The organism is Bifidobacterium sp. UTCIF-1, from assembly GCF_006408915.1.
Classification (GTDB): Bacteria; Actinomycetota; Actinomycetes; order Actinomycetales; family Bifidobacteriaceae; genus Bifidobacterium; species Bifidobacterium reuteri.
This window is the reverse complement of the sequence record NZ_JFAG01000035.1, coordinates 1-10,796: the sequence shown is the minus strand read 5'-3', so window position 1 is coordinate 10,796 and position 10,796 is coordinate 1. Positions and strand designations below refer to the sequence as shown.

The 10,796-nt window shown below is 59.8% G+C and carries 8 protein-coding genes and 1 pseudogene; 1 reads left to right on the top strand and 8 read right to left on the bottom strand.

The genetic code is table 11. The features are described from left to right. Window positions 1–202, bottom strand: a pseudogene (locus BW09_RS10530) (sugar ABC transporter permease); the annotation flags it as partial. Window positions 203–521: 319 nt separating this feature from the next. On the opposite strand from BW09_RS10530, the gene BW09_RS10525 reads away from it, so the two are divergent. Next, window positions 522–1,511: a LacI family DNA-binding transcriptional regulator gene (locus tag BW09_RS10525; protein ID WP_081977833.1), complete on the top strand. Its 990-nt coding sequence runs from the start codon at window positions 522–524 to the stop codon at window positions 1,509–1,511. Window positions 1,512–1,798: 287 nt separating this feature from the next. Here the strand turns inward: BW09_RS10525 and BW09_RS10520 are convergent, their stop codons facing one another. The 7 genes from BW09_RS10520 to BW09_RS10485 all read right to left on the bottom strand — a co-directional run bounded on the left by BW09_RS10520 (window position 1,799) and on the right by BW09_RS10485 (window position 10,754). After that, a complete protein-coding gene (locus tag BW09_RS10520; protein WP_052381984.1) occupies window positions 1,799–2,800 on the bottom strand; it encodes a hypothetical protein in 1,002 nt (333 codons plus the stop codon). Between the two features lie 414 nt (window positions 2,801–3,214). Then, window positions 3,215–4,174: a pseudouridine synthase gene (locus tag BW09_RS11240; protein WP_330935785.1), complete on the bottom strand. Its 960-nt coding sequence runs from the start codon at window positions 4,172–4,174 to the stop codon at window positions 3,215–3,217. A 76-nt stretch (window positions 4,175–4,250) separates the two neighbouring features. Continuing rightward, on the bottom strand, window positions 4,251–6,143 hold the full coding sequence (gene glmS / locus BW09_RS10505; RefSeq protein WP_044090127.1) for a glutamine--fructose-6-phosphate transaminase (isomerizing): 1,893 nt from the start codon (window positions 6,141–6,143) through the stop codon (window positions 4,251–4,253). Window positions 6,144–6,676: 533 nt separating this feature from the next. Further along, entirely contained in the window at window positions 6,677–7,498 is an 822-nt protein-coding gene (locus tag BW09_RS10500; protein ID WP_140463285.1) for an amino acid ABC transporter ATP-binding protein, read from the bottom strand. A 22-nt stretch (window positions 7,499–7,520) separates the two neighbouring features. Beyond that, complete coding sequence (locus BW09_RS10495) at window positions 7,521–8,504, bottom strand: amino acid ABC transporter permease (RefSeq protein WP_044090125.1); 984 nt, start codon at window positions 8,502–8,504, stop codon at window positions 7,521–7,523. Between the two features lie 134 nt (window positions 8,505–8,638). Next, on the bottom strand, window positions 8,639–9,577 hold the full coding sequence (locus BW09_RS10490) for an ABC transporter substrate-binding protein (protein ID WP_044090124.1): 939 nt from the start codon (window positions 9,575–9,577) through the stop codon (window positions 8,639–8,641). A 223-nt stretch (window positions 9,578–9,800) separates the two neighbouring features. After that, complete coding sequence (locus tag BW09_RS10485; RefSeq protein ID WP_044090123.1) at window positions 9,801–10,754, bottom strand: ABC transporter substrate-binding protein; 954 nt, start codon at window positions 10,752–10,754, stop codon at window positions 9,801–9,803. Window positions 10,755–10,796: the final 42 nt, after the last annotated feature.

Genomic DNA, 10,796 nt, shown 5'->3' with positions numbered 1-10,796 from the left:
CACCGACGAACCGGGTGCCGCCGATCATCTGCTTCTTGAAGAACGAGATGTAAACCGCGTACACGATCGGGATGATGAACACGAACACGAACACCACCGCAAAAGGCCACATGAACTTCCAACCACGCCAATCCGCCTTATGCTTATTCACGCGCGCCCCGTCCGTTTTCACGGAAGTGGCAGCAACATCAGCTGAGGCCATTCCAACCCCTCTCCTTCGAAGGCTGTAGACAAGTGTTCCGTCATGGCTACATCACTAAAGCCATTACGGCGGTACACCCATCCCTAACAAAAATGTTTGCGTTATCATAATAACACCATTTATCATCTTGTCCAATCACCGAACAGCCGTGTTGAATACTGTGTTTTCCTCAATGCTGGTACAATGGTCACGAAAACAATGATGTTATCGTTGCCGTTTTCGATGATGTATGACATCATACGATGTGGCGCAGCAAGCCATAGCAGCAGTCGTAGGTTCCATACCGGGGGTCATAATGGCGAAGTCTTCACAAGTCTCCATGCAGGATGTGGCGAAAACCGCAGGCGTGTCCCCCCAAACCGTATCCCGCGTGGCCAATGGCAGCGACGCGGTCAAACCGGAGACCCGTCAACGGGTCGAAGCCGTCATGCAACGCCTCGGATACCGTCCGAACTACGCCGCCCGCGCGCTCAAACGCGGCAAGTTCCAGGACATCGGCGTCGTCATGTTCAACACATCATCCTTCGGTAACTCCCGTATCTTGGATTCCATCATTTCGAGCGCCGCGGATGACGACTACTCCATCACCATCCAGACCATGCGCCACGGCTCGGAGCGCACGCTGGCCGCCGCAATCGAGCGCATGCAGCAGCAACCCGTGGATGGCGTCATCGTGGTGCTCGAGGAGCGCATCTCCGACTTCGCGGGATACAAGCCACCAAAAGAGCTCCCTGTAGTACTTATCTCCGAAGGCGCCGCAGACCACTGTCCCACGGTGGACACCGACCAATACGGCTGTTCCACCGCCATCGTGGATTATCTGATGAGCAAAGGCCACAAAACGGTGTACCACATCGCCGGCCCTGCCACATCCCGAGCCGCGGAAAGCCGCGCCCGAGGATGGCGCGAGGCGCTCGAGCAGATCGGAGCCCCGGTGCCCAGCATGTACATCGGAGACTGGTGCGCGGATTCCGGCTATCAGGCAGGCGTCGCCTTGGCTCATGACCCCGACTGCACGGCTATTTACGCTGCCAACGACCAGATGGCCTATGGCGCGATTCTCGGATTGCAATCCGCCGGCAAGCGCGTGCCTGACGATGTCAGCGTCGTCGGCGTCGACGATTCGTTGGCGGACATGGTGCCACGGCTGAATCTCACCACCATGCGACTGCGGTTCAAGGATGTCGGAGCCACTGCCTTCTCCATGGTCCGCCGTCAATGCGAGGGAGAGAAAGTGCCAACCGGCATCAAAACCGTCATTCCCCCTGAACTCGTCGAACGCGGCTCTGTACGCGATTTGAGCGAGTGACTGCCTCCTGCTGAGCCGCTCTGGAACTCCGATTTCGCCGAGCGCGGGTCGAAACATAGGTTTTCGCAGTCTATGGTTTATGTTTCGACCCATTTCGAGGGTGCGGAATGGGACGAAACATAAACCGATACCATCAATAACTTATGTTTCGACCCGTATGCTGCCGGGAGAAGTCATCCGAACGACTGGCGCCGACACCCACGCCCACGCCGCGCCGACGAACAAGCCCTTCCATATGATTTCTCCCCGACCTCAGCCATCACCCTCAGCTCGCGCCATCAGCCACGCTATTCTCGCTCATACAGCCAATTGGCACCCGTCAAAGGAACCTGCGCCCGCATCAGTTTCACCCAAATTGCGTTGCTGTCTACCACATCGTCATAGGTGGCATGAACTACCGTCGTCACCCCAGCGCGCAGCAGCATATCATCCCGTGACTTCTCCGCGGCCACCACCTGGTGTATGTCACGTCGTTTCGTCATCGCTGGATCGACATATTTCCGGGCCCCATCATATTCAAGGACAATGATGCGGCCATCCGGCGTATGCCATACGAAGTCGACCCGTCGTGAATGCCACGCGTTCTCCGGATCGATAAATTCATGCTGCAATTGCGGAACGGCGAAACCGCGTTCGATCATCGTGGCGCGGCACAACGATTCCCCACCGTTTTCACTACGCGCATCTGTGTAATGGAGCAGACGAAACACCGGACCGCAATCGCTATGAAGATGATCGCATTCCTCTATAACACTCTCAGCATCAACGAGTTTGCGTCGGAACGCCGAATCAAACATGCCCAGCACCACACGAAACGGATATCGCAACGCGCAATCCACAAGAGCCCTTCCCACGGTTGTAGTCAGCACGGACACCGTCCTGTTCCCAAGAGCGAAGCGAGTGGTAAGCGCCGCATCCGAGGAGACAAAAATCGGCTTCGTCTGCGACCGCATATGCCCCTGTCTGCTTGAGTTGTATGCGACGTAAATGCTCTCATCGGTCAACAAAGACCATGGATAATCCAAATCCATCGCCGCAGCTGCGCTGAGCCCTGCATACACCCAGCTTGGATGGCAACGGGACAATGCCTCCAGCACATGCAGAATACGTTGCTTGGGATTCAGGCCGCTCCAATAGGACGACTCCGCATATATGCCACGATATGGGCTGACCACCTCACCTTTGTGCATTCGACGGACCATTCGTTTACGCGTAGCCGCATTCACGCCCGCAATGCATAATTGGATCTCGGATTGATCAGCAACACTGTCACTCGACGACTTGTTCATTATTACGACCTTCCTGAATCGGCACACGCCGATTATGGTCGACGCATCCTTGCGTCTACACCGGTATCGTACGCCGGAAAGTCGTCAGGCGTTTCACTCTAGCCGCAATGCATACAGCTTCACACGGGGCAGTTGGAAGAAACGGGTCGAAACATAAGTTTTCGCAGTCTATGGTTTATGTTTCGACCCGTTTCGAGGGTGCGGAATGGGTCGAAACATAAACCGATGCCATCAATAACTTATGTTTCGACCCGTTTTGGGAGGGATTCTGGGCTGGGCTGCCCAGCAATGCTGTACAGCCCAGCTGCGCGGTATTGCGCGGTACTGCACAGCATTGCACGGTACTAAACGGCACTGCACAGGCATTATGATTATGCAGCGACGTTCAGGGGGATACGGTGCCGCCCTGCAGGCTTATGGATGGCGACGGCATGACGCGGCTTGCAGCGGAACGCGGGAGACGAACTCACGCGGCTCATCGGTGATGGGGTCGATGAAGGCCAGCCGACGGGCGACGAGCTGCAAAGGACGGCTGAAATCGTCGTACGCACGGGTCTCTATGCGCGGGTAGAAATCATCTCCGACTATGGGCAGACCGAGCGAGTTCATATGCACCCTGAGCTGGTGGGTCTTGCCGGTACGCGGGTGCAAGGTGTAGCGACAGGTCATCGAACCTGCCGCATCGGCATGAATGCCGTCCTCGAGGCCGGCGATACGGGAGGCGTCCACGAGGCGGGAGATACCGGCGATACGGGAGATACCCGCAAGACCGGCGATGTCTGCGTCCCCCGCATCGCCGGGAAGACCGGAATGGTCTTGCCGCACAGGCGTGGTCTCAAAGCGGCACGCAGAAGCACGCACGCCATACAGGGCATGCGATGGGAGACGTACAGGTGCCACCGGCATGAGCCGTTCGCCACGTTCGATAAGGGTTTCGGCGTTGACCGTGCCGGGCTCCTCGAAGGCGGCCATGGTGCCACGCAGTTTGGTGATATGGGAACGCCGCACCAGCGGGAACGGACGCGGCGGGGCAATCGGTTCGATGGTGCCGTATCGGGGACGCGCGATCGGGCGGCAAGGGGCAAGGCATTCATATACTTTGGCGGCCTGCTTATTCTGGAACAGCATCTGGTAGGCCCCACGTGATGCCTTGTCCCGCACGAAGACCAGCACGCCGGCGGTCATGCGGTCCAAGCGGTGCGCGGGAGTGATGTCTGGCTCCCCCAGCCGCTCGCGCAACCGGATCAACGCCGTCTGCCGATACCACATACCGCGAGGCATGGTGGCCAGAAAATGCGGCTTGTCCACCACGATAATCCGCTCGTCCTCATAGAGCACGTCCAGCTCGAATGGGATATGTGGCTCCTCGGTCACGTATCGATGCGGACGTGGCATGGTTTCCTCCTAACCGACTAGTGGCTCCTTCAGCACGCCGCAGCGGCCGATAGCCTCACTCGACGGTGACGGACTTGGCGAGGTTGCGCGGCTTGTCAACGTCGTAGCCCTTGAGCTGGGCCATATCCATGGCGAACAGCTGCAACGGCACCACATCCACGAGCGGGCTCATCAGCGTCGGGCAGGCAGGACGCCAGAACACCACGTCCGCATACCGCTCCACATCGGGGTCACCCTGTTCGGCCACGGCGATGATATAGGCACCGCGAGCCTTGACCTCCTCGATACCGGAGATCACCTTGGCATGCAGCACGTTGCGTCCACGCTCCGGCGGCACGATGAACACTACCGGCTCACCCTCGTCCACCAGTGCGATCGGCCCGTGCTTGAGCTCGCCGGCGGCGAAGCCCTCGGTGAACGTGTAGGCAATCTCCTTCAGCTTCAACGCGCCCTCAAGCGCCACCGGGTAGCCGACATGACGGCCGAGGAACAGGAAGGAGCTGGCGTTCACCATGCGTTCGGCGGCTGTCTGGATGGCCTTGGGCTGGGTGTCGAGCACCCACTGGATCTTGCGCGGCATGTCCTTGAGGGAATCGAGCACCTGCCGGATCTCGTCGCGGAACATCGCGCCCTTGACCTGCGCCAGATACAGGCCCAGCAGATAGGCGGCGGTGATCTGCGCCACGAACGCCTTGGTGGAGGCTACGGCCACCTCCGGCCCTGCGTGCGTGTACAGCACCGCATCGGATTCACGCGGTATGGAGGCTCCCTGCGTGTTGCAGATGGCGAGCACCTTGGAGCCCTGTTCGCGGGCATGCCGCAGGGCCATCAGCGTGTCCATGGTCTCGCCGGACTGAGAAATGGCGACCACCAAGGTACGCGGGGTCAGAATAGGGTCACGGTAGCGGAACTCATGGGCGAGTTCCACTTCCACCGGGATGCGCACCCAGTGCTCGATGGCGTATTTGGCCACGGTGCCGGCATATGCGGCCGTGCCGCAGGCCACGACGATGATCTTGTCGATGGCCTTGAAATCATGCTCGTCGATGCGCACCTCGTCCAGTGCGATGTCGCCCTTGGCGTCGAACCGGCCCAGCAGCGTGCGCTGCACGGCGGCCGGATCCTCATGAATCTCCTTGTCCATGAAGGAATCCCAGCCGCCCTTTTCAGCGGCCGAGGCGTCCCAGTCCACGGTGTAGGTCTTGGGATTGGCCACCACGTTACCGTCGAAGTCGGTGACGACGACCTTGTCGGCGGACACGCATACGGCCTGATCCTGATCGATTTCCATGGCCTGCTTGGTGTAGGCCACGAACGCGGCCACATCAGAGCCGAGGAAGTTCTCACCCTCGCCGAGCCCCACCACCAACGGGGAGTCATGACGGGCGCCGACCACGATGTCCGGCTGGCGGCAGTCGGTGGCCAGGATGGTGAATGCGCCCTGCAGCATACGGGCCATGCGGCGGACGGCCTCGAACAGATCCGGCTTGCCCTGCTCGGCGATGATCTTGTCCACGATCTTGCCGAGCAGCTTGGCTGCCACTTCAGTGTCCGTGGCGGAGGCGAAACGGTAGCCTTCGGCCTGCAAATCGAGGCGCAGCTGGGAGGCGTTCTCGATGATGCCGTTGTGGATGATGGCCACCTTGCCGTCCATGCTGGTGTGCGGGTGGGCGTTCACATCGCTCGGCTCGCCGTTCGTGGCCCAACGCGTATGGCCGATGCCCACGGTGGCAAGCGGCATGGGCTTGCGCTCGATGTCTGCGACCAGGTTCTTCAGTCGGCCGGCCTTCTTGCGCACGGCCACCGTATCCATACCAGGCGCGCTCAGCGCCACACCGGCCGAATCATAGCCACGGTATTCCAACCGCGCCAGACCCTGAAGACACACCTCAAGCGGCTTGCCGCACGCGGTTTCGACATTTCCTGCATATCCAACAATTCCACACATGGCTCACCAGCCTAGCGGACGCATATGTCCTGAGTCGAACAACCCGGCCTGTTGCAATACTATCGTCACATCTCAAAGCACTCAGGAAAACCGAGCCACCGGCCTCAACCGGCCGCCGGCCCCGCTCACTCCGCACACGTTCCGGGCATGCCTTTGTCACTTATCACAAGTTCCGGGCATACCTCCACTGACTATCACAAGTTCCGGGCATATCCCTACCAATTATTCTGGGCATATCGATACAAAATACGGCGTTCTGGGCATATGCGGTTCACGAACGACGGCGAAACCGCCCTTTCGTGATACGTATATGCCCAGAACGCCTAGAGACGTCATCCCTATGGTGGTGATATGCCCAGAATCCGTCCTTCCCCTTCCCGTTTAAGAGAGGGAAAAAGAACTTATCCTGTGCTGAGGTAATATGAACAGCCTTTCTACAGCACATGCTGCGGAGCCGTAAAACGGACAGTCCAGTGGACTGTACGTAGGCGACGCCGAAGCACGACAGTGCTGAGGTAATATGAACAGCCTTTCTACAGCACATGCTGTAGAAAGTCCTTAAACCTCGGCTCGGTCGGATGTTCGATGATCTCGGGGCCGCCCTTTTCCACGACGACTCCCCCATCCATGAACACCACCTGGTCGGCGACCTCACGGGCGAATCCGATCTCGTGGGTCACGCACACCATCGTCATGCCATCCTTGGCGAGCGAACGCATGACGCTCAGCACTTCGCCCACGAGCTCGGGATCGAGCGCGGAGGTCGGCTCATCGAACAGCATGATCTCGGGCTTCATGGCCAACGCGCGGGCGATGGCCACGCGCTGCTGCTGTCCGCCGGACAGCTGCGCGGGGTAATAGTCGAGACGATCACCGAGGCCGACGCGCTCCAATTCGGCGACGGCAAGATCGTGGGCCTCCTTCTTGGGCATGCGCTTGACGTGGACCGGCGCCTCCATCACGTTCTCCAGCGCGGTCATATGCGGGAACAGGTTGAACCGCTGGAAGACCATGCCGAGACGGGAACGCTGGGCGGCGATCTCCTTGTCGTTCAGGGTCTGCAGCATGTCCTGGCCGTTCTTGTCGACATGCTTGTAGCCGATGAGTTCGCCGTTGACTTCGATGGAGCCCCCGGTCAGCGTCTCCAATTGGTTGACGAGACGCAGGAAGGTGGACTTTCCGGAGCCGGAAGGTCCCAGGATCACGGTCACCGTGCCGGGCATGACGGTCAGGTCGATGCCTTTGAGCACGTGGAGGGAACCGAATGCCTTGTGCACCTGGGTGGCCCTGATGGCGGGGACGACGCCGGCGGCCTGGTTCAGGAGCCCGGTCTGGAACGCAGTTGTTTCAGTCATGATGATTGCCTCTCCCCTTGCTTCACGCGGTCATGCCGGTGAACGCGGCCTCGTTGAGCTTGTTCACGTCATCCTTGGGTTCACCCTCGGTCTTGCCGGGCAGCGGCGGCTGCTTGCCGCGCGTGCCCATGGCGCGGGCGTCGAAGCCCTTGCCGAAGTGCTTCTCCAGACGGGATTGAATCACCATCAGGATGGAAGTGATGAGCAGATACCAGAAGCATGCCACCAGCAGCAGCGGAATAGGCTTGTAGATGCGGTTGGCGATGGCGTTCGTGGCGAACTGGAGTTCCAGGGTGAACGGCACCGCGGTGACCAGTGATGTGGTCTTCAGCATGCCGATGGTCTCGTTGCCGGTAGGCGGGATGATGATGCGCATGGCCTGCGGCAGCACGATGCGACGCATGATCAGCGAACGGTTCATGCCGAGCGCTTCGGCGGCCTCCGTCTGGCCCGGGTCGACGGCTTCAAGACCGGCGCGCACGATTTCAGACAGATAAGCGGCCTCGTTCAGCGCCAGGCCTATCCATGCGGCGTTGAACGCGGTGACCACCACGGACGAATCGATGCTCCAGAATTCGATGGAGGTGAATGGCACGCCGAGACTGAGCTTGGGAATCAGCACGGAGAACAGGCCCCAGAAGATCAACTGCGTGTATACAGGGGTTCCGCGGAAGAACCAGATGAAGAACCAGCTGACACCGCGCAGCACCGGGTTGATGGACTTGCGCATGATCGCGAGGATCACGGACAGGATGATCGCCACCACCATGGAGATCACGGTGAGCTCGAGCGTGTAGCGGATGCCTTCCAGCACGTTCTCGTTGAACAGGTACTTCCACACGATGGCCCATTCCAGTCGTGGGTTCGTGATCATGCCCTGGATGAGCATCGCTGCCAGCAGCGCCACGATCACCGCAGCCACAATCGGCCCCGGACGCTTGACCGGCAGGGCCTTGATGCGGTTGGGGATGTCCAATCCTTCGCCGTCGATTTCTTTCTTCGCCATTCGAGATTCCTTGTGATGTATTGGAGCCGTTTCCCACAGCCTTGAACTAACGATGCACCTTAACGCATGAATGGGGCGTCCGTGTTACGACGAACACAGGCGTCCCATTCATGGACATCGAACCAGTCAGACGGTCACTGAACGTCGGGGTTGATCTCCGCCTTGGTCAGTGCGCCGGACTCGACACCCCAGTGCTCAAGAATCTTGCCGTAGGTGCCGTCGTCCATCAGCTTCTGCATGGCCTTCTGCACGGCCTCGGCGGTGGCGGAATCGCCCTTCTTGATAGCGATGGCGTTCGGCACGGAATCGAAGTCCTTGCCGAGCTGTTCCAGCTGTCCGCCGGTCTGTGCGATGGCGTAGCCGACCACCGGGGAGTCGGCGAAGAACACGTCCGCCTTGCCGGTCACCACTGCGGTGGTGGCGTCGGTCTGCTGCTTGGAGGACTGGATGGTGATGTCCTCCTTGCCATCCGCCTTGCACTGCTTGGCGGTTTCGTTGATGGCCTCTTCCTCGACGGTGCCGGTTTCGACGGCGACCTTGAGACCGCACAGGTTGTTCTCATCGACCTTGTTCGGGTTTCCCTTGGCTACGGCGTAGGCCATGCCGGAGGTGAAGTAGGACACGAAGTCGACCGATTCCATGCGCTCCTTGGTGATGGTGAACGCGGCGATGCCGAGGTCGTACTTGGAGCCGATGGCCGGGATGATGGTGTCGAAGTTGGAGGAGACCACTTCGGTCTTGAGGCCGAAGATGTTGCCTAGCGCATGGGCGAGATCCATATCGTAGCCGATCTGGGTCTTGCCGTCCGTGTCCAGGAACTCGGCCGGCGCGTAGGAAGGGTTGGTGCCGATGGTGAGCTTGCCATCGGCCTTGACGGAGTCCGGAAGCAGGGCGGCGAGCTCGTCGTCCTGCTTCACGGAGCTCACATCATAGCTGGTGATGGCTTTGGTATCACCATTGGCGGCATCCGAACCGGTGGCGGATTCATCGGTGGTGCCGCAGGCCGCTACGGCGAACAGCATGGCGACGCTGACGGCAGCGGCGGCAATAGCCTTGGTCTTCTTGAACTGCATGATGGTCTCTTCTTCTCTCTGTCGTTATGGCCTTGCCCTACGCAGCAGATGACCTGCCTTCAGACCGTAGCCAACGAATAAGCATATGTATACACTATAGTGCATACATATGCAAAAGCTCCCATGTCGGGAGCTTTTGTCATCTCAGAACCTTCGTCGTCTCACCATGTGCGCCATGCACCAGCACGCTTCGCGGGCCGCCCACAGACGCACTGGCCCACGCTCACTCGTCGACCGCAGGATTGATTTCGGCCTTGTCGATGGCGCCGGAGGACACACCCCACGTATCGAGAATCTTCTGGTAGGTGCCGTCATCCATCAGCTTCTGCATGGCCTTCTGCACCGCCTCGGCGGTGGCAGAATCGCCCTTCTTGATGGCCACGGCCTCCGGCGTCACACCGGTGTCGTCGCCAAGTGCGGCCAACGTGTCGCCGGTCTGCTCGATGGCATAGCCGGCCACCGGGGAATCGGCGTAGAACACGGACGCCTTGCCGGACGCCACGGCGGTGGTCACATCGGTCTGCAGCTTGGAGGACTGGATGTCGATTTCATCCTTGCCATCCGCTTTGCACTGGTCATTGGCAGCGGTGACTTCCTCCTCCTGCGTGGTGCCGGTCTGCACGGCCACCTTGACACCGCACAAGTTCGAGGTGTCGACCTTGTCGGGGTTGCCCTTCTTGGTGACCCACGTGGAACCGGCCTTGAAGTAGGTGACGAAATCAACGGCATCCAGACGCTCCTTCGTCACGGTGAACGAGGAGATGCCGATGTCGTACTTGGAACCGACCGAAGGAATGATGGAGTCGAAGGTCGAGGAGACAGTCTCCTCCTTGAGGCCGAACACGGCGGCCAAGGCCTTGGACAGGTCGACGTCGAAGCCGACCGGCGTCTTGCCGTCCTCGGCCAGGAACTCGGCCGGTGCATACGAGGTATCGGTGCCGACAGTCAACGTGCCGTCGCCCGCCACCGAATCAGGCAGCAGCGCGGCGATGGCATCATCCTTCTTGATGCTGCTGGTGTCGAATCCCTGTGTGCTGGTCTTGCTGGACGAACCGGAATCACCATTCGAAGTATCGCTGGTAGCGCTGTCGGTGGTGCCGCAGGCAGCCACGGCGATAAGCATTGCCGCGCTCACAGCGGCAGCCGTCATGGATTTCATTCCCATGCTGAAAGACATTGGATTTCCTCTCTCCGTAAAGTCGGCTGGGCGGGTATATTT

Excerpts from the sequence above, each read along its gene's own strand:
- BW09_RS10525 (WP_081977833.1), top strand. The coding sequence starts at position 522 with ATGCAGGATGTGGCGAAAACCGCAGGCGTGTCCCCCCAAACCGTATCC.
- BW09_RS10520 (WP_052381984.1), bottom strand. The coding sequence starts at position 2,800 with ATGAACAAGTCGTCGAGTGACAGTGTTGCTGATCAATCCGAGATCCAA.
- glmS (WP_044090127.1), bottom strand. The coding sequence starts at position 6,143 with ATGTGTGGAATTGTTGGATATGCAGGAAATGTCGAAACCGCGTGCGGC.
- BW09_RS10500 (WP_140463285.1), bottom strand. The coding sequence starts at position 7,498 with ATGACTGAAACAACTGCGTTCCAGACCGGGCTCCTGAACCAGGCCGCC.
- BW09_RS10495 (WP_044090125.1), bottom strand. The coding sequence starts at position 8,504 with ATGGCGAAGAAAGAAATCGACGGCGAAGGATTGGACATCCCCAACCGC.
- BW09_RS10490 (WP_044090124.1), bottom strand. The coding sequence starts at position 9,577 with ATGCAGTTCAAGAAGACCAAGGCTATTGCCGCCGCTGCCGTCAGCGTC.
- BW09_RS10485 (WP_044090123.1), bottom strand. The coding sequence starts at position 10,754 with ATGTCTTTCAGCATGGGAATGAAATCCATGACGGCTGCCGCTGTGAGC.